This is a genomic window from Bacillus sp. TH13 (genome assembly GCF_016651175.1).
GTDB lineage: Bacteria > Bacillota > Bacilli > Bacillales > Bacillaceae_G > Bacillus_A > Bacillus_A thuringiensis_S.
Genome location: NZ_JAEKEJ010000025.1, coordinates 3,559,967 through 3,579,280 on the forward strand (window position 1 = coordinate 3,559,967; position 19,314 = coordinate 3,579,280).

Here is a 19,314-nt window from a genome sequence, read left to right on the forward strand (position 1 = left end):
AACAAGAGAGGTGCTGTGAAGAAATGAAATTATATACAAAAACAGGAGATAAAGGAACGACAAGTGTAATAGGTGGTAGGGTTGATAAAGACGATATCCGTGTGGAAGCGTATGGAACAATAGACGAGGCAAATTCTTATATTGGATATGCAATGACTAAGCTTCAAAGCGGGGCTTTTAGAAATATTTACAATGAGCTCGAAAATATTCAACATGAACTATTTGATTGCGGAGGAGACTTGGCAATAGTGGAACAAAAAATTCCTTATAAAGTGACAATTGAGATGGTTGAAAGCTTAGAAAGAAAGATTGATTTATATATAGAAGAAGCCCCGCCATTAGAACGCTTTATTTTGCCAGGTGGTAGCGAGGCGGCGGCTACTATTCATATTGCACGTACTGTTGTAAGGAGAGCGGAACGCTCTATAGTATCATTGCAAAAAGAAGTGAGAATAAATGAAGTTGTCTTAAAGTATGTAAATAGATTATCTGATTATTTGTTTGCGATAGCTAGAGTAATAAATGCACGATTACAAGTGAAAGATGTGGAGTATAACCGTAGTGCATTAGTTTTTCGTGATAAGAAAGAGAAGGAAGTGGAGTAATTCACTTTCTTTTTTTGTATACTTTTTTCTGTAATATACCAAAATAGAGAAGGTATGGTGGTAATTAGAAAACGGAGGATGTATATGAAAGTTTTAAAATGCGGAGTCATGTTATTGAGTATACTGTTTGTATCTCAATTACATGTTTATGCAGAAGAAAATCGATGGACATGGCCTGTTGAAGGTCAGATAAGTGATTATTTTGGGACAAGGCATGGAAAACACTATGGTATTGATGTAGCTGCACCGATTGGAACGCCTGTGGCAGCTATCCAAGATGGTAAGGTAACAAAGTCTTATTATTCAAGTAGTTATGGAAATGTTGTATTTATTAAACACGGAGAATATGAGGCTGTATATGCACATTTAAATAAGAGATATGTGGGTCAAGGAGATTATATTTCAAAAGGTGAAAAAATTGGAGAAGTAGGGAACACGGGAGAATCGCGAGGTGCACACTTACATCTAGAACTTCATCAAGGAAGATGGACGATGGCGAAAAAGAATGCGATGAACCCATTGCTTGTTTTAAGTGAACAAAGAAATGAAGTTGTTTCTTCATCATTATATGTCGTACAAAAAGGGGATACTTTAGTTAGTATTGCACGGAAATTTAGTATGACACTTAAGGAAATTAAAGAAAAAAATGGATTGCGGCAAGAGCTAATTTATCCTAATCAACAATTATATGTTAAGTAAAGGCAACGTCTCAAAAATTAAACTTTGAATAATCTTAAATAAGGTTCAATGTAAATGAAATTATATGGGCGCTTCTGCTAGAAGTATTGAGTGAATTAGAGTATTTATATCTAAAAGAAAACCGTCCCAAAATTTATTTTGGGACGGTTTTCTTTTACCAAAAAATAAAGACACATATAAATCCAGAAATAGCTAAATAGCTATATAAGTAAAAAACTTTTGTTCTTGTTTTCTCTTTTGTTCGAAACAGTACGATAGTCGGTTCGATTAAACCGATTGTCAAACAAAGTAGGCCAAGAAGCATACAACCAATCGAAATAGAATACAGGGCGATTTGTGGTGCTTGAAATGGAATCATCCATTTTAATAAAAATGCAATAAGTGCAGTGTAACAAATGCTACCGATGTATTTATTCAGTGGTGTATTAGAACGAAAACCAGGAAGTTTTTTTAAGAAAGAGCGGGAAACAACTTCTGTTTGTAAAGATGTATGCTCTTCAATAATTCTTTGAGCTTCTTTTCCTTTTTGAAAAAGGGATAAGATCCAATTTCGCTCACCCTGAAAAATAAATTGAGAAGTTGTCAAATAGTGATCAATCTTCACTTTACTCCAACTCTTCCACGGATGACGCTCACACAATTTTAATTTACTTTCTGTTTTTTTATCATACTGATAAATACTGATGCCATCTTCATCGAAAGTAGCATAGTATGTCTCGTTTGAGAATGTGCCTAAATCAATTGGGCAGTAGAAAAGTAATTCTTTTTTTAAGTAAAAGTATTCTTTTCTTAAGTTTTTTTTCATTGCTTCTCGAATAGAATGTCTCTTTTCTTTTTTCATGACATTTCCTCCATAACTCAGAAAATGTTCTTATCTTAACAATTCAATATCTTATCACTTTTAATTATATATGACTAGGTAATTCAAAAGAGAAATGCCGAATAATAAAAAATATGGATTGTATTGTAAAATATCTCGCAATTTATTTATTGTTACGAAAAATAAACAACTAATTTTAAATAAGTTACAATTTTTTTGTTCACAATGTTATGAGGTTGTTGTATAATGAGGGGGAAAATAGAATATCGGTCTATCTTCGGGGCAGGGTGAAAATCCCGACCGGCGGTGATGAACTATTTATGATTTTGTTCTAAGCCCGCGAGCCGTTAAGGCAGGATTTGGTGTGATTCCAAAGCCGACAGTACAGTCTGGATGGGAGAAGATGGAGGTTCAAGCGTTCAAAAAAGATATGGATTTGAACGTCTGTTTGATGTGCCTTAAATTCTCCCTTTGTGTAAAACACAAAGGGTTTTTTCGTTCTATGAAAAAATAGGCATAGCAGAACCTTTCCACTTTCCATGAGATGATCGATGGAAAAGGAGAGAGAAAGATGAAACAAAAAAACAGTGTGGTGCAGATGGTGAGTGTAGCGATGCTAAGTAGTATTGCATATTTACTAATGATGTTAGATTTCCCGTTCCCAGGGCTTCCGCCATTTTTGAAAATTGATTTTAGTGATGTACCAGCTCTAATTGCAGCAATTATCTTTGGACCAGTAGCAGGAGTGATTGTAGAGGCAATAAAGAACATTTTACATTACGGGATTCAAGGAAGTTTAACGGGAGTACCAGTTGGAGAAATTGCAAACTTTATTGCAGGGTGTTTATTTATTGGACCAGCAGCTTTCTTATTTAGAAAGTATCGTACTGTGAAGAGTTTAACGACAGGGTTAATGCTAGGGACAATTACAATGGCACTTATTATGAGTGTATTAAACTACATCATCATATTCCCGGCGTACACTTGGTTTTTAAATTCACCGGCTATGTCTAGCGAAGCTATAAGAACAACGGTTGTAACGGCAATCTTACCATTTAATTTAATTAAAGGAATTGTTGTAACAATTGTATTTGTAGCATTATTCTCACGCCTGAAAGTATGGGTGTTTGCAAAAATGAAAAATGCATAATATATATAAACCATTAGTAGTGTGGAACTACTAATGGTTTTTTATTAAGAAAAATAAAATTTAGATACAAAAAATGCCCCTCATCAATATGAGGGGCATTTTTTGAAGTTAATAAAAGACTATTCGAATTTTAAAGCGTCTCCGTCGAATGATTCGTCAGCAACTTTAATTGAGTCAGTTGGACAGCCTTCGAATGCATCCATCATATCTTCAATTAATACATCTGGAATTTCAACGATACCTTGGTTATCGTCTAATGTTACAAATGCAATACCTTCATCATCATAGTCATAAATGTCTGGTGCAGCAGCGCCACAAGCACCACATGCAATACAAGTATCTTTATCAACGATTGTATATTTTGCCATCTTTTTTCCCTCCTGATAATATGTATGTGAAAAGCTTGCCATAAAAATTATAACCTTATTGTAAAACGGTTTGTAAAACTTTTCAACATAAAATTATAATGATAATGCTTATCAATTAGAGTGTCAACTTATTTTTGAATTATGTCATAAGATTTTCAAAATACGTAAATATGATTTCGTTTGATACAATAGAATATATACAAGTATATAGTTCTTATTATGATAAGTTTAATGAGCGACAGTAGATAGTGTAATTGTACTGAAAAGAATGAAGTTAAGATTGGAAGGTGGAAGCGGTCATGCAAATACAATATACTTTGTTGCATTGTTTAAAACAATTGAATGGTGAAAGAACCGTTTCATCTATTTATTATTTACTAAAGGGCAAACGTTCTTCGCAAACTTTACAAGATGGAAATATGTTTAGAATTTCTTTTTTGTTCGGAATATATAAATCATTAAATAGAAATGACTATGATGGTGAAGTTGTAAAGTTGTTGCAAGCAGATTTTATTCAAGAAATACATGAAAATACATATGTGTTAACACCTAAGGGTAAAACGCAGTTACATAAATGGGAGGAAGTTTATGCTTTTCCAGCGCATTTGCATGGTTTACATTATGGAGAATTAGGTGAAACATTTTGGAAAAGATTATCATTGATTATTCAAACTATATCAAATTTACAACAGAATAATACGAAGTTTATCCCGATTCAACAAGATACAGAAATAATGATGTGGGTGAAACGTTTTCTAACAGGAAGGCCATATAAGAGAAGTGAATTGGCGAGAAAATTGTGGACGGAAGTACATAATCTTTTAGAAAAAAGTAATGCGATAGAAGCGACGATTGTAACATATCGACTAACGGGTTATGAACGGATTGGTTGTACATTGCAACAATTAGCAGAAATTACGAAACAAGATATGTTCAGGGTGTATTTTTTATTTTGGGGTACAATGCATTTCTTTATACAAGAAGTTCGTGATAAAGAAAATGAATTTCCACTATTAGCTGAAATTATATCTTATCCAAATGAGAGAGCTGAATTATTTAGTTTATCTACGAAAAAAACATATAATTTTTGGAGACAAGGGCGTTCTTTAGAAGAAATAGCAACGATTCGGAATTTGAAGGTTGCAACGATAGAAGATCATTTTGTTGAAATTGCTTTGCGAGAAAAAGATTTTTCTATTGAAATGTTTATGGAAAAAGAAAAGATAGACAAAGTAATAAAAGTAATTGAAGCATTGCAAACGCGGAAGTTACGTGTTTTGAAACAAGCGATTGGAGAAGATATCTCTTATTTTGAAGTTCGTCTTGTATTAGCGCGGATGGAGGGTGTAAATGAAACTTGAAGAATATTTATATAAGTGGTTTGGATATTCTGAATTTCGTCCAGGTCAAAAAGGAGTTATTACAGATTTATTAGAAGGAAAAGATGTGATAGCAATGCTTCCGACTGGAAGAGGAAAGTCTATGTGCTATCAGTTTCCGGGGCTTATGCGAGAAGGAACAGTGCTTGTTGTATCACCGTTATTATCTTTAATGGAAGATCAAGTGACACAATTAAAGTATGTTGTGAAAAACCGAGTGATAGCATTTAATAGTTTTCGGACATTAAATGAAAAAAGAGAAGCGATGAAAAAATTATCTTCATATAAATTTATTTTTGTTTCACCAGAGATGTTACAGTCGGAGTTATTAATTAGGGAATTGAAGAAAATTCATATTTCATTATTTGTTGTTGATGAGGCTCATTGTATTTCTCAATGGGGTTATGATTTTAGACCGGACTATAAGAAACTAAATGTAGTTATTGAAAATATTGGTTCTCCTACAGTGTTAGCATTGACAGCCACAGCGACAAAAGGGGTACTGCAAGATATCGCAGACAGTTTAAATTTAAAGGGTGCCGCGGAACATGTATACTCTATTGACCGTCCTAATATTGCAATGGAGGTGCAATTTGTAGAGACGATAGAAGAAAAGAAAGAGGCGCTTTTGGAGCAGGTGATGTATTTACAAGGGCCGGGGATTGTATATTGTTCAAGTAGAGCGTGGACAGAAAGGTTAACGGAATACTTGAGAGGGAAAGGTGTTACTGGTGTAGCTTTTTATCATGGTGGTATGGAACATGAAGAGCGTATGTTAATTCAACAGCAGTTTATGAACGATCAATTGCAGCTTGTAATATGTACAAGTGCATTTGGTATGGGGGTAAATAAGGCGAATACGCAATATATTATTCATTTTCATTATCCAACTAATATAGCTTCTTACTTACAAGAAATCGGAAGAGCTGGAAGAGATGGCGAACCGAGTATAGCTATTTTATTGTGTAGTCCGTTGGATCATGATCTACCAATTTCAATCATTGAGGATGAATTGCCAAGTAAGTCGCAAATACAATTTTTATTTTCTTTACTACAAGAAAGAATGTTCCAAACGAAAGAATTACCAATAGAAGATGTAGAAGAAATTTGTTATAATGCAGCAAGATTTAATGAGCAATATTGGCGTTTCGTTCGTTATCATCTCGAACAGGTTGGAATTATACAACAACGAAGATTATTATTAGAGGGTTTGTCAGATGAAATTATGAACCGATTAATAGCTGAAGTAGAAATAAGGTTGCGTAATAAATATAGTGAACTAGAAAATATGAAGTCATGGATACGAGTTAAAGGATGTAGACGTGAATATGTGCTGCAACAGTTCGGTTATAGGAAAGAGAAAGAGTTAAATAATTGCTGCGATTATTGCGGTATTACAAAAGAAGATTATAAAAAAAGACGAGCGCAACAATCGGATTTCGACTATAATTGGGAAACAGAGTTACAAAAGCTTTTCGGCCTAGAAAAGATGGAGGAATGATGAACATTCAAAGGTATAATGTTGAAGATATGAGTCCGCAGGAAATAAGGCTGAATCTATATATAACACAGTTAATTATTATCGGTATTGGCTGTTTACTAGCATATATATTATTTCAAGATGTAAAAGAAGTGTTTAATTTATGGAAATGGGAACCAGTATCTATACTTATTATAGGTGGTTTGTTAGCGATTGGTATTGTGTTATTAGATTATGTTGCAATGCGAGTGTTTCCAGAGTCTTGGTTTGATGATGGTGGTATTAACGATAAGATGTTTCGAGGAATGTCGGTTCTCCATTTACTCGTTATTACGTTCGTAATCGGTTTTGCAGAAGAATTTTTATTTAGAGGTGTAGTGCAGACTCATTTTGGAATTGTAATTGCGAGTTTAGTATTTGCAGTGTTACATATTCGTTATATAACAAAGCCATTTTTGTTTTGTTTCGTCTGTTTCATTAGTTTTGTCTTTGGTTATGTATTTGAATGGACAGGGAATTTGTTTATAACAATCTTTGCACACTTTCTTGTTGATTTTATAATGGGACTCCAATTAAGAAAATAAATGGAAGGTGGTGGTGAACAACATGAGGAAACGAATTCCTGATTTTGAAGAGGAATTAGAAGTTGAGCGAGTGGAAGAAAAAGAAAGTTTACCGCCGCGTAGTGAAATTCATAGAAATAAAGAGAAAAAACAAAAGTTTAAAATAAATCACATTTTCGTCCGGGTTTTAACATTTCTATTCATTCTGCTGCCAATTAGTATTTTGTGGTATACGGATAAATATATTCAGGTGAAGGGCGATAGTAATAATGCCGGGAAAAGTGCGTTTGAAGTAATCTTCTTTGATTCAGCTAAATCTGATTCGCAGAAACAGTCTGAAAAAGCGATAACGCATACTGTGAAAGAGGGAGAAACTTTAGAAAGTATAGCGAAGCAATATTTTTCGGATGAAAATGGGATTGAAGTCATTAAAAAGTATAATAACTTGCAAGAAGATGAAGTGAGTGCAGGGCAAGAATTAAAAATTCCGATAAAAGATAAATCCACAAAGCAAGAGAGCTAGTGAATTAAGCGATCACAATTTGTTATAAAAGCCTAGGATTATCTTTATGAGGAGGGGAGTAAAAAATATGATATGGATTATATTATTCAGTACTCTCATAGGCATGGGGATTTTATTACTTCTTGTGATGTATAAAGAAGCGACGCGTAATACGGTGTTGGAACATACTTTAGTATTTAAAGAATTTCCGAAAAGTTTTCAAAAAGTAAATGTGTTTTTTATTTCTGATATTCATAGAAGAGTCATTTCGAATTTGTTAATTGAACAAGTAAAAGGAAAAGTAGATCTAGTAATTATCGGAGGAGATTTAGCAGAGAAAGGTGTCTCTTTATCAAAAATCTCTGCGAATATTCAAAAGTTAAGAGAGATAGCTCCTGTATATTTTGTGTGGGGAAACAATGATTATGAGATAGAATATCATGAATTAGATGCGTTATTATTAGAAAATAACGTAAAAGTTTTAGATAATACAAGAGTGGTATTTGAGTCTGAATTAGGAGAGAAAATTTGTTTGCTCGGTATAGATGATGTTGGATTGCACCGTGATCGTCTAGATTTGGCATTGGCGGATTGTAAAGAAGATGGTTTTCGTATCTTAGTTAGTCACAACCCTGATATAATAAAAAAGATGTCTGGAAATGAGCAGATTTCACTTGTATTAAGTGGACATACGCATGGGGGACAAATCCGATTATTCCCATCTAAAAAATATTTAAAAGGTGGCGTATATAACCATTTGAATACGATTCTCTTTGTTAGTAATGGGTACGGAACAACATTGATACCACTTCGTTTCCGAGCACCTGCTCAAACACATATCATTACATTGTGCGGAGGGAAATGATGCCAACTCTTAGTGGAAAATATAATATAAAAGCTGTTTCGAATATAATTGGAGTTCAGCCGAGTACGCTTCGTGCATGGGAAAGACGATATCAAATTATTGCCCCAAAGCGGAATCAAGCTGGGCATCGTTTATATACAGAAGAACATATTCAAATTTTAAAATGGTTAATGGAAAAAGTTTCTTCCGGTATGATGATTGGACAAGCAGTTCAGTTATTAGAAGAGAATCGTTTGCAGAGTACAGTTCAAAAAGAGATACCTTTCGATAAAGAAGTTGTTTTAGTGGACGATTTGCTACAAGCTTTGTTAAAATTTGATGAAATTACAATTACTGCATTATTAAACGAAGCTTTTAGTATATATTCAACAGAAAAGGTTGTTGCCAGTATCGTTCTTCGAGTGACAGACAATTTATTAATGTCAAAAAATAATAATGAGATTTCAATGGCGCAATTCCAATATGCACTATCATTTTTACAAACGCGTCTAGGAATGGTGTATCACAATGCCTCAATGTTTTCCTCTTTACACAAAGTTATTGTGTTAGAAAAGAATGCATTGCAAGGATTTATTTTTTCAACGTATTTACGCTTAAAAGGATATGAGGCGATATATATTAGGACAAGCTTAGCTGAAGATGGTATGTTGTCAGCGGTAGAAGAAATACAGCCGAAATATGTATTTGTATCTTTTGCTGACGAACAAGAAATGAAAAAGACGATGAACTTTATAAATTTATTACAAGAAAAAAGGGAATCTCTTTCTGTTGGGTTTATCGGAAAGTTAGGCGTTCTAAACCAGTTGGACATTGAAACAACCTTAATTGGTGATACGAAAGAAGAATGGGATGAATGGTTAAAAATGTCGGAATAGTTGTTCGAAAAGAACCATCTATTTTCTATTTCATATAATAAAAATTAGATGCATTGGTTACGTAGGGAGGGTATGAGATGAGGCTGGAACGATTAAATTACAATAAGATAAAAATTTTTCTAACATTTGATGATTTATCTGAACGAGGATTAACGAAAGAAGATTTATGGAGAAATGCGCCGAAAGTACAGCAATTATTTCGTGATATGATGCAAGAAGCAAATAAGGAATTAGGATTTGAAGCAGATGGTCCGATTGCAGTTGAAGTATTTTCTCTACAAGCACAAGGGATGGTTGTAATTGTAACGAAAGAAAATCAAGAAATGGATACAGATGATGAGTTTCGTGACGAGTTTATTGAAATGCAAGTGACTCTAGATGAAAGTGAGCATATATTATATGAGTTTGCTACGCTAGATGACATAATTAACCTGTCGAATCGCTTATATAACCTTGGTGTAACTGGCGGAAAGCTATATACGTGGGATAAGCGCTTCTATCTTTGGATGGAAGAAGAGGAACAAATTCAATTGTTAAAGGCGGATTTTATAGCTATTTTAGCGGAATACGGTAATCCGTCTACCGCAACTATTTATCGCATCATGGAGTACGGTAAAGAATTAATGGATTTTAATGCGATAGAACAAATACACAATTACTTTGTGAAAAAACAAAACCTCAGCTAATACAACATAGCTGAGGTTTTGTTTTTATTTGGATAAGGGAAGGGATGATTGTAAATACTCCAACATACTTTTTTAAAATAAAATATGCAGTTTTATGGGAGTATGTTTGAGTAAAATAAAAAATATTTAAATATTTAAGTATTTTACTTTTCTAAAAGTAATAAAAGGACTATAATAATAGTGAAAACGCTTGCAACAGAAAATAGTTTGTATATATTTGTTAGCGTTTTCTATTGCATTCCAAATTTAAGGGTGTATACTAGGCAATGAAGGTTTACTAAACAAGTGAAATTACAGGGGGTTTACTTACTATGGTAGCCGAAAAGGGAACTCAAACAAAAACACAACAACAAAGGGAACAACATTTTGAACTATTGAATTCAACACAAATTGTTATTAGTGAAGCGTTAGAAAAATTGGGTTATCCAAACGAAGTATATGAATTATTAAAAGAACCAATTCGTATGATGACAGTGAAAATACCAGTTCGTATGGATGACGGGACTGTTAAAATATTTACAGGATATCGTGCACAACATAATGATGCTGTTGGTCCAACGAAAGGTGGAATTCGCTTCCATCCGAATGTAACAGAAAATGAAGTGAAAGCACTTTCAATCTGGATGAGTTTAAAATGTGGTATTGTTGATTTACCATATGGTGGAGGTAAGGGTGGAATTATCTGTGATCCACGTGAAATGTCATTCCGTGAGTTAGAAAGATTAAGCCGCGGTTATGTACGAGCAATTAGCCAAATCGTAGGTCCGACGAAAGATATTCCAGCTCCAGATGTATTCACAAACTCTCAAATTATGGCATGGATGATGGATGAGTATAGCCGTATTGATGAATTTAATTCACCAGGATTTATTACAGGTAAACCGCTTGTATTAGGTGGATCACATGGCCGTGAAACAGCAACAGCGAAAGGTGTAACAATTTGTATTCGTGAAGCTGCGAAAAAACGTGGCATTGATATTAAGGGTGCACGCGTTGTTGTTCAAGGATTCGGTAATGCTGGTAGCTTCTTAGCTAAATTTATGCATGATGCAGGTGCGAAAGTTATTGCAATCTCAGATGCTTACGGCGCGTTACATGATCCAAACGGATTAGATATTGATTATTTATTAGACCGTCGTGATAGCTTCGGTACAGTAACAAAGCTATTTAACAATACAATTTCAAACAAAGAATTGTTAGAACTTGATTGCGATATTTTAGTTCCAGCTGCAATTGAGAACCAAATTACAGAAGAAAATGCTAATGATATTAAAGCGAAAATCGTTGTTGAAGCTGCAAATGGTCCAACAACATTAGAAGCGACTAAAATTTTAACAGATCGCGGAATTTTACTTGTTCCAGACGTGTTAGCAAGTGCTGGTGGTGTAACAGTATCTTACTTTGAGTGGGTACAAAATAACCAAGGATACTACTGGACTGAAGAAGAAGTAGAACAACGTTTAGAAAAAGTAATGGTAAGATCATTTGATTCTATTTATGAAACAGCACAAGTTCGTAAAGTGAACATGCGCTTAGCGGCGTACATGGTTGGTGTTCGTAAAATGGCTGAAGCAAGCCGCTTCAGAGGTTGGGTATAAAATATTATATCTTGAGAAAACGTGATTTCCTTTCGAGGGAATCACGTTTTTTTGTTGAAGTATTAAATGAGGTGTTATATATGGAGAATGAAATGCTGGAACGAGTAGAACAATTAGAAGAAAAGGTTAAGAGGTTAGAGGGAGAACTTGCAAGAACGATGAAAGCTCGAAAAATAGGTACCGTTAGAATGTTCGGGGAAGGGCTACTGTTTTTGATATTTGGTGTGGTTGTAGTAGGGCCGATTATTGCCGTTGTAATCTCAATTTTTACTTGGCTTGCTGAAAAATAAAATAAAAATAAAAAAAGAACGCTTGTTCTATACGAACAAACGTGCTATACTCTCCTTAGATAAACAAAACGGAAATGATTTTAAGGAGAGATAAATGATGAAAATGACAGTAGACCAAAGATTTATGATGCCAGCAGATGTTGTAGAGCGAGTGGAAGTATTACGAAACAAACAAAGCAAGCGTGGCACATTATTACAATCGGTAAATAAATTTTTCGGTTTAGATACGAAAGAAGATTGTGTTTGGTTTTACGGTTTTTATGGAGTGGCTGTAAGTATCTTGTTGTTTATGGTGTTCACTTCAAATATTTTCGATTTTCTCTTCGTGTAAGAAATATGCGATAAGGACGTTGCTACCGAATACATATATAAGGAAGTAAGGTAATCTTCTAGAGCGGGAGTTGGTAGCAATGGCGATGTTTCCTATAGAGCGCAACTATATTGGATATGGAAGTTCACGGCCGGGGATTCCTCTGACTAAAGTGAGATTTATTGTAAGCCATGATACGGGGAATCCAGGAAGCAATGCGATAGGAAATCGAGATTACTTTAATGAATTACAACCGAAAGCTTCGGCGCATACATTTATAGATGATAAAACAATATTGGAGATTATTCCTATAAATGAAGTTGCGTATCATGTTCGATATGGTGTGCCGACGGATAATGACTTATACGGCTATGATGCGAATAAGGCGGCCATTGGAGTGGAACTTTGTTATGGTGGTGATGTTAACTTTTGGGAAGCATATAATCGTTTTACATGGTATCATGCGTATTTATGCCAAAACTTTGGCTTAAATCCGAAAAAAGATATCGTGTCACATAAAACGCTTGATCCAGCTAGAAAGATTGATCCTGAGAATGTATTAGGGAAACAAGGTATTAAATTTCAGCAGTTTTTAGCAGATGTCTATCGGATGTACGTTTCGTTTAGATGACAAATATATGAAAAATGAATACAATAAAGATAGGTGCCTACTGCTGTAAGTAGGTTTTTTCTTGTTTTTATAAATAGTGTATTGGTAGAAGACTAGGAGTGGACGAGTATGCAAAAAGAAACAGTTATTATAATTGGAGGCGGTCCGTGCGGATTAGCGGCAGCGATTTCGTTGCAAAAGGTAGGGATAAATCCGTTAGTAATTGAAAAAGGAAACATTGTAAATGCCATTTATAATTATCCAACTCATCAAACATTTTTCTCTTCTAGTGAAAAATTAGAAATTGGTGATGTAGCTTTTATTACAGAAAATCGTAAGCCAGTTCGAAATCAAGCGCTTGCGTATTATCGTGAAGTAGTAAAACGTAAATCTGTACGTGTAAATGCTTTTGAGCGAGTGGAGAAAGTTCAAAAAGATGGAGAAGTTTTTCAAGTTGAGACGACAAAGCGTGACGGAAGTAAAGAAACATATATAGCGAAATATATTGTTGTAGCAACTGGATATTATGATAATCCAAATTATATGAATGTTCCAGGTGAGGGATTGAAGAAAGTAGCTCACTATTTTAAAGAGGGGCATCCTTATTTTGATCGAGACGTAGTAGTTATAGGTGGGAAAAATTCGAGTGTAGATGCCGCATTAGAACTTGTTAAAGCTGGTGCGCGTGTAACGGTACTGTATCGTGGAAGTGAGTATTCACCAAGCATAAAGCCTTGGATTTTGCCGGAATTTGAGGCGTTAGTACGAAACGGTACAATTCAAATGCATTTCGGGGCTCATGTGAAAGAAATTACTGAGCATACATTAACGTTTACAGTTGATGGTGAAGTTTATACAATCCAAAACGATTTTGTATTTGCGATGACTGGTTATCATCCTGATCATAGCTTCTTAACGAAGATGGGTGTTCAGATTGATGAAGAAACAGGACGTCCAATTTATACAGAGGATAGAATGGAAACGAATGCTGAAAATATTTTCATTGCAGGTGTCATTGCTGCTGGAAATAATGCAAATGAAATATTTATCGAGAACGGTAGATTTCATGGAGATGCGATTGCGCAAACCATTGCATCAAGAGAAAAATAAAAAGGAGTTGTCGAGAAAATCTCGACAACTCCTTTTTATTCGTGCATAAACATATTTTGAATGGATTCATGAGAATTTGTATTCTCTAATGCGACAAGTAATTTAATACGTGCTTTTTGTGCATTTAAGCCGTATGTGAATACAACGCCCATATCTTTTAAGTGTTTACCGCCACCTTCATACGAATATACGTCTTGAACGATACCGTTAAAACAGCGAGAAACTAATACGACAGGAATACCTTTATTTAATAATCGTTCTAGACTAGGAAGTGTTCTTGGAGGTAGATTACCTTGTCCAAGCGCTTCGATAACAATACCGTCTACAGGAAGATTTTCGATTGCTGCTAATAATGTATCATCCATGCCAGCATATGCTTTTAGAACAACTACATTTTTAGACACTGTGTTTATCGTATATGTTTCATGATGTACTAAAGCGTGATGGAAGACAACGCCGCGTTTTGTTACCATTCCAATTGGTCCGTATTGTGGGCTTTGGAATGTTGCGACATTACTTGTATGTGTTTTCGTTACATTTGTAGCGCAATGAATTTCGTCATTTAATACGACTAAAACACCTTTTTCTGCAGCTTCATCACAACTAGCAACTTTTACAGCTGATAAGAAGTTATATAGGCCGTCAGCACCTAATTCATTGCTAGAGCGCATTGCACCTGTCACAACGATCGGAATAGTTGCTTGTACTGTTAAATCTAAGAAATAGGCTGTTTCTTCTAATGTATCAGTACCATGCGTAATGACTACGCCATGAATGTTGTCTTGTTTTACTCTTTCATCAATGATGACTTGTAATTGTAACATTTCGCTCGGTGTCATATGGGGAGATGGTAAATGGAACACATCTTCAACGATTAAATCAACATCGCCTTCTAAATCAGGAATGAATTTTAAAAGAGGATTTTTTTCACCTGGTTGTACGACTCCAGTTTCTTTATCCTCCTCCATTGCAATTGTTCCACCTGTGTGTAAAACTAGGATTCTTTTCAATTCTTATACCCCTTTCAAGTAAAAAAATACATTTAGAACATAACATGTTTTTAGTAAATTCGACAATGGAAATGTATAAAAGTATGCCTCGCAAATGACAATAAAATTAACTGCTATATGTACGATGTATAAAATTACGAAACGAGATGTGCAAATATAGTATAGGAGGGAGCGATTACGGTGGAAAAGATGGAGAGAATTTTTATTCGTATATTAATAATACAATTTATTTGTCTTTCTGTTGTGCAATTGTTATTTATACATAAGTCATCAGTGAAATATTTATCTAAAATTGTTTATTATGAAGGTGTCATGGTAAAAGACAAAGCGGAAATCTTACAGGTGAATAGGTAGTTTTCATTTTCTTCTATGAAGGATTATGCTACAATAATTGAGGATTTAATGACGTGAAGCAAATGAGAAGAAGCAGGGTGAACACCTGCTTTTCGTTTTGTTTTATAAGTGAAAAAATGAGGTGTTACAATGGATAAACGAATTTCAATTGCTATAGATGGTCCAGCAGCTGCTGGGAAAAGTACAGTGGCAAAAGTTGTTGCGAAGGAACTTTCTTACGTTTATATTGATACAGGCGCAATGTACCGTACGCTTACATATGCAGCCCTTGAACAAAAAGTAGATATTGAAAATGAAGAGCAGTTAATGGAAGTTGTAAGGAATGTAAATATTGAATTTCAGCAAGGAGAAAATACACAGCTTGTATTTTTAAATGGACAAGATGTTTCTGAAGTAATTCGTACACCTGATGTGACGAATCGAGTATCTATTGTAGCAAAGCATCGCCTTGTTCGTGAAGAAATGGTACGCCGTCAGCAAGATTTAGCGAAAAGAGGCGGCGTTGTAATGGACGGCCGTGATATTGGTACACATGTATTACCGGATGCTGAAGTGAAAATCTTTATGCTTGCTTCTGTTGAAGAAAGAGCGGAAAGAAGACATTTAGAAAATTTAAATAAAGGTTTCGATTCTAATTTAGAGCAGCTAAAAGAAGAAATTGCTCAGCGTGATAAATTAGATTCAGAACGCGAAGTTTCTCCACTAAAAAAGGCTGATGATGCATTGGAATTAGATACGACTTCTTTATCAATTGAAGAAGTTGTCCAAAAAATTATGAGTATTGTTTCAGGAGTGTTTGCGAAATAAAGAAAGGGGATGATCCTCTTTCTTTTTTTGTTTAAATAGAAATGTAAAGGATACGTGAATTGTGAGTCTCTTTCCTTGACAAATGAGCTGATTTGTAAGAAGTTAGTTAAAGAGGAATAAAACTGTCAGAATATATTCGCTATTATATTTCAAAACATACTTTTTTCAAGCTGGTTTTGCTGTATACTATTTATATAGGTTTAATATATTTTCTTGTGAATGGTATTGAAAAAAAGTATGTGATGAGAAATTCTTAAACATGCAAATGAAAACTTTGTTTTCATTTCGTATATACATAAAAAATGCTTTGTCAATTCTGTAGGGAGGTATTTCCATGGTAGAGAAAATGAATGAAGAAGTTATGGATTCAAAAGAATTACAAGTTGGTGACGTTGTTACAGGTTCTGTAACGAAAGTTGAAGAGAAACAAGTGCTTGTAAATGTTGGATACAAAACAGATGGCGTAATTCCAATTAGTGAATTAGCTAACGTTCATATTGAAAAAGCAAGCGATGTTGTAGAATTAGATCAAACACTAGAGTTGAAAATTATTAAATTAGAAGAAGATGATCTTGTCTTGTCTAAACGTGCTGTTGATGCAGAAAAAGCATGGGTAGAATTACAAGAGAAATTTACTTCTGGTCATGTGTTTGATGTTACTGTAAAAGATATTGTGAATGGCGGATTAGTTGTGGATCTTGGGGTTCGCGGTTTTATCCCAGCTTCACTTGTAGAAGTACATTATGTAGAAGACTTTACTGACTATAAAGGTAAAACGTTAGCGGTGAAAATTATTGAATTAGACCGTGAAAAAAATCGTGTAATCCTTTCGCATAAAGCGGTAGTAGAATTAGAACTAGATTCTCAGAAAAAAGAAGCAATTTCTTCATTAAAAGAAGGGGACGTTGTTGAAGGAACAGTGCAACGATTAACTGACTTTGGTGCTTTCGTTAACGTTGGTGGCGTGGACGGTTTAGTTCACATTTCACAAATTTCACACGAACGTGTAGAGCAACCTTCTGAAGTTTTAGAGCAAGGTCAAAAGGTTAAGGTAAAGGTGTTATCTGTTGATGCTGATACACAACGTATTTCTTTATCGATTAAAGCAGCTCAACCAGGACCTTGGGAAAACGTTGCTGGCGAAATAAAAGCTGGAGATATTCGTGAGGGAGTAGTAAAACGCCTTGTTACATTTGGTGCATTCGTTGAGATTTTACCTGGCGTTGAAGGACTTGTACATGTATCTCAAATTGCAAATCGTCACGTGAAAAATCCGAATGAAGTATTGGAAATGGGACAAGAAGTAAAAGTGAAAGTACTTGAAGTTCACGCAGCAGAGAAACGTATTTCTTTAAGTATAAAAGAAGCGCTTGAGGAAAATAATGTAATTGAAGATTATAGTCAGTATGAGCCAAATGCTGATTCTGCTACTTTCCAATTAAGTGATATTATTGGTGAACAACTGAAAAAATTAAAGAAATAATGAGGGGTACAAGTGGTAAGGGCAAAACGTAAATTAGATCATATTGAATACGCTCTTTCTACTGGTCAGTCTCGTACGCATGGCTTTCATGATATTGATTTTGTGCATCAAAGCTTGCCAAATTCAAATTATGACACAATAACATGTGAAACAAAAATCGGCGAACTTTCACTAAGTTCGCCGATTTTTATCAATGCGATGACTGGTGGTGGAGGAGAGAAAACGTTACATATCAATGAGCAATTAGCATATGTAGCGAAACAACATAACCTTGCTATGGCTGTAGGTTCGCAAATGGCGGCGTTAAAAGATGAAAGTGAGGCTGCTTCTTATAAGGTGATCAGAAAGGTAAACCCAAATGGTATTTTCTTTGCTAATTTAGGTAGTGAGGCAACTATCGAGCAGGCAGAGCGTGCCGTTGATATGATTGAAGCGAATGCGTTGCAAATTCATTTAAATGTCATACAAGAGTTAACGATGCCAGAAGGAGACCGTGATTTTACTGGCGTACTTCAGCGTATTGAGAAAATTGTTTTAAATAGTAAAGTTCCTGTCATTGTAAAAGAAGTTGGATTTGGGATGAGTAAGGAAACAATGCAACAGTTAGCGAACGTAGGTGTAACAGCAATTGATATTGGTGGGCAAGGTGGTACGAATTTTGCTGCTGTTGAAAATGAAAGAAGACAGCGAATGCTTTCTTATTTTAATAACTGGGGCATACAAACAGCAACCTCGATTATTGAAGCAACCTCTACAAATAATAACCTCTCTTTTATTGCATCAGGGGGTATACAGACAGCGCTTGACGTAGCAAAAGCAATCGCATTAGGGGCGAATACAACTGCGTTTGCTGGTTACTTTTTACGTATTTTAATGCAAGATGGTATCGAGAAATTAGTGGATGAAATTGAGCTTCTACATACAGATTTGAAATTTATTATGACAGCTCTTGGTGCGAAGACGATAGAAGAGTTGCAATCTGTACCTCTTGTTGTAAAAGGTGAAACATATCATTGGTTAATGCAGCGTGGTATTGATACAGCGCATTATAGTAGGAGATAAAAAATCAACCGTTCGGTTGATTTTTTTGTTTTGTTTTGTTTTGTTTTGTTTTGTTTTGTTTTGTTTTGTTTTGTTTTGTTTTGTTTTGTTTTGTTTTGTTTTGTTTTGTTTTGTTTTGTTTTGTTTTGTTTTGTTTTGTTTTGTTTTGTTTTGTTTTGTTTTGTTTTGTTTTGTTTTGTTTTGTTTTGTTTTGTTTTGTTTCTCGTAATATAAAATGGAATTGGTATTTTATAAAAATATAATTTTATAAAAATTGTAATTGAAAAAAGGTTAAAAAATGAAGATGATTAGTTACTAGATTTTTGGAGAGGGCTTGATTTTCTAAGGAAAATAGGTGGAGGTAAAAAGAAGTGATAGGAGGATATAGTACACAAAATATTATTTCAATATAAATAAAAATCATTAAAATGATTATGTAAAAGACGGTTTCGTACAATATCGAAACCGTCTTTTTGTGTTGATTAGTGCTGGTTTTGTTTTCGAGCCTGCTCTGGTGTATCAAGTCCAGTTGCACCTGGATACTGTAGTGATTGATTACGATCAGATTCAACGCGGCGCGATTCTCGCAGTTTTCGTTCTTGGCGATCTTTACCCATAATGAATAACACCTCCTTGTTAAAAGTGTTGCTGTTATAAGAAAAAACTATGCGTAAATAAAGTGGATTAACTTTCATAAAAAGTTCCCATA

23 protein-coding genes and 1 riboswitch are annotated in these 19,314 nt (G+C 34.6%); of the genes, 19 read left to right on the top strand and 4 right to left on the bottom strand.

The genetic code is table 11. The annotated features are described in order from the left end of the window. Positions 1 to 23: 23 nt before the first annotated feature. On the top strand, positions 24 to 605 hold the full coding sequence (locus JFU02_RS26890; RefSeq protein ID WP_061666891.1) for a cob(I)yrinic acid a,c-diamide adenosyltransferase: 582 nt from the start codon (positions 24 to 26) through the stop codon (positions 603 to 605). Between the two features lie 84 nt (positions 606 to 689). Beyond that, positions 690 to 1,304: a peptidoglycan DD-metalloendopeptidase family protein gene (locus JFU02_RS26895; protein ID WP_000866114.1), complete on the top strand. Its 615-nt coding sequence runs from the start codon at positions 690 to 692 to the stop codon at positions 1,302 to 1,304. 154 nt (positions 1,305 to 1,458) lie between these two features. Here the strand turns inward: JFU02_RS26895 and JFU02_RS26900 are convergent, their stop codons facing one another. After that, positions 1,459 to 2,145 (bottom strand): hypothetical protein, encoded by a 687-nt coding sequence (locus tag JFU02_RS26900; protein WP_000711799.1) that lies wholly within the window; start codon positions 2,143 to 2,145, stop codon positions 1,459 to 1,461. 248 nt (positions 2,146 to 2,393) lie between these two features. Continuing rightward, positions 2,394 to 2,533, top strand: a riboswitch (FMN riboswitch). Between the two features lie 162 nt (positions 2,534 to 2,695). On the opposite strand from JFU02_RS26900, the gene JFU02_RS26905 reads away from it, so the two are divergent. Beyond that, the gene (locus tag JFU02_RS26905) at positions 2,696 to 3,274 is read left to right on the top strand and encodes an ECF transporter S component (protein WP_000810856.1); all 579 of its coding nucleotides are present in this window, start codon (positions 2,696 to 2,698) and stop codon (positions 3,272 to 3,274) included. Positions 3,275 to 3,393: 119 nt separating this feature from the next. Here JFU02_RS26905 and JFU02_RS26910 read toward each other — a convergent pair whose 3' ends face one another. Then, positions 3,394 to 3,642, bottom strand: coding sequence for a ferredoxin (locus JFU02_RS26910; RefSeq protein WP_001151993.1), 249 nt, complete (start codon positions 3,640 to 3,642; stop codon positions 3,394 to 3,396). A gap of 299 nt (positions 3,643 to 3,941) precedes the next feature. On the opposite strand from JFU02_RS26910, the gene JFU02_RS26915 reads away from it, so the two are divergent. From JFU02_RS26915 to JFU02_RS26970, 12 genes are all read left to right on the top strand, one after another. After that, positions 3,942 to 5,003, top strand: a complete 1,062-nt coding sequence (locus JFU02_RS26915; protein WP_001167015.1) for a YpbB family protein — start codon at positions 3,942 to 3,944, stop codon at positions 5,001 to 5,003. After that, positions 4,993 to 6,522, top strand: coding sequence for an ATP-dependent DNA helicase RecQ (gene recQ, locus JFU02_RS26920; protein WP_061666890.1), 1,530 nt, complete (start codon positions 4,993 to 4,995; stop codon positions 6,520 to 6,522). The genes JFU02_RS26915 and recQ overlap by 11 nt, the downstream gene beginning before the upstream one ends. Then, entirely contained in the window at positions 6,522 to 7,085 is a 564-nt protein-coding gene (locus JFU02_RS26925) for a CPBP family intramembrane glutamic endopeptidase (RefSeq protein ID WP_001025791.1), read from the top strand. Before recQ ends, JFU02_RS26925 begins: the two co-directional genes overlap by 1 nt. A 22-nt stretch (positions 7,086 to 7,107) precedes the next feature. Then, the gene (locus tag JFU02_RS26930; protein WP_001231548.1) at positions 7,108 to 7,587 is read left to right on the top strand and encodes a LysM peptidoglycan-binding domain-containing protein; all 480 of its coding nucleotides are present in this window, start codon (positions 7,108 to 7,110) and stop codon (positions 7,585 to 7,587) included. A gap of 67 nt (positions 7,588 to 7,654) precedes the next feature. Beyond that, positions 7,655 to 8,431 carry a metallophosphoesterase gene (locus tag JFU02_RS26935; RefSeq protein WP_000637801.1) on the top strand — a complete coding sequence of 259 codons (777 nt, stop codon included), beginning with the start codon at positions 7,655 to 7,657 and terminating at the stop codon, positions 8,429 to 8,431. Continuing rightward, positions 8,431 to 9,306 (top strand): MerR family transcriptional regulator, encoded by an 876-nt coding sequence (locus JFU02_RS26940; RefSeq protein ID WP_001142722.1) that lies wholly within the window; start codon positions 8,431 to 8,433, stop codon positions 9,304 to 9,306. Before JFU02_RS26935 ends, JFU02_RS26940 begins: the two co-directional genes overlap by 1 nt. A 77-nt stretch (positions 9,307 to 9,383) precedes the next feature. After that, positions 9,384 to 9,992: a genetic competence negative regulator gene (locus JFU02_RS26945; protein WP_001235399.1), complete on the top strand. Its 609-nt coding sequence runs from the start codon at positions 9,384 to 9,386 to the stop codon at positions 9,990 to 9,992. Positions 9,993 to 10,303: 311 nt separating this feature from the next. Then, positions 10,304 to 11,590 (top strand): NAD-specific glutamate dehydrogenase, encoded by a 1,287-nt coding sequence (gene gudB, locus JFU02_RS26950; RefSeq protein ID WP_000225173.1) that lies wholly within the window; start codon positions 10,304 to 10,306, stop codon positions 11,588 to 11,590. A gap of 80 nt (positions 11,591 to 11,670) precedes the next feature. Continuing rightward, entirely contained in the window at positions 11,671 to 11,880 is a 210-nt protein-coding gene (locus JFU02_RS26955) for a hypothetical protein (protein WP_086405872.1), read from the top strand. A 94-nt stretch (positions 11,881 to 11,974) separates the two neighbouring features. After that, complete coding sequence (locus JFU02_RS26960) at positions 11,975 to 12,211, top strand: DUF3961 domain-containing protein (protein ID WP_002083150.1); 237 nt, start codon at positions 11,975 to 11,977, stop codon at positions 12,209 to 12,211. 79 nt (positions 12,212 to 12,290) lie between these two features. After that, complete coding sequence (locus JFU02_RS26965; RefSeq protein WP_001240655.1) at positions 12,291 to 12,821, top strand: peptidoglycan recognition protein family protein; 531 nt, start codon at positions 12,291 to 12,293, stop codon at positions 12,819 to 12,821. A 108-nt stretch (positions 12,822 to 12,929) separates the two neighbouring features. Then, complete coding sequence (locus tag JFU02_RS26970; RefSeq protein ID WP_001168516.1) at positions 12,930 to 13,910, top strand: YpdA family putative bacillithiol disulfide reductase; 981 nt, start codon at positions 12,930 to 12,932, stop codon at positions 13,908 to 13,910. A 35-nt stretch (positions 13,911 to 13,945) separates the two neighbouring features. Here the strand turns inward: JFU02_RS26970 and ansA are convergent, their stop codons facing one another. Continuing rightward, a complete protein-coding gene (gene ansA, locus JFU02_RS26975) occupies positions 13,946 to 14,920 on the bottom strand; it encodes an asparaginase (protein WP_000822011.1) in 975 nt (324 codons plus the stop codon). Between the two features lie 180 nt (positions 14,921 to 15,100). Between ansA and JFU02_RS26980 the strand changes: the two genes are divergently transcribed. From JFU02_RS26980 to JFU02_RS26995, 4 genes are all read left to right on the top strand, one after another. Continuing rightward, entirely contained in the window at positions 15,101 to 15,274 is a 174-nt protein-coding gene (locus JFU02_RS26980) for a YpfB family protein (RefSeq protein ID WP_000413849.1), read from the top strand. Positions 15,275 to 15,403: 129 nt separating this feature from the next. Then, on the top strand, positions 15,404 to 16,081 hold the full coding sequence (cmk, locus tag JFU02_RS26985; RefSeq protein ID WP_000361255.1) for a (d)CMP kinase: 678 nt from the start codon (positions 15,404 to 15,406) through the stop codon (positions 16,079 to 16,081). Between the two features lie 334 nt (positions 16,082 to 16,415). Then, a complete protein-coding gene (rpsA, locus tag JFU02_RS26990; protein WP_000229554.1) occupies positions 16,416 to 17,564 on the top strand; it encodes a 30S ribosomal protein S1 in 1,149 nt (382 codons plus the stop codon). A gap of 12 nt (positions 17,565 to 17,576) precedes the next feature. Beyond that, positions 17,577 to 18,626 carry a type 2 isopentenyl-diphosphate Delta-isomerase gene (locus JFU02_RS26995; protein ID WP_000251041.1) on the top strand — a complete coding sequence of 350 codons (1,050 nt, stop codon included), beginning with the start codon at positions 17,577 to 17,579 and terminating at the stop codon, positions 18,624 to 18,626. A gap of 461 nt (positions 18,627 to 19,087) precedes the next feature. On the opposite strand, the gene JFU02_RS27000 is transcribed toward JFU02_RS26995, so the two are convergent. Next, positions 19,088 to 19,222, bottom strand: coding sequence for a YpzI family protein (locus JFU02_RS27000; protein WP_000513902.1), 135 nt, complete (start codon positions 19,220 to 19,222; stop codon positions 19,088 to 19,090). Positions 19,223 to 19,314: the final 92 nt, after the last annotated feature.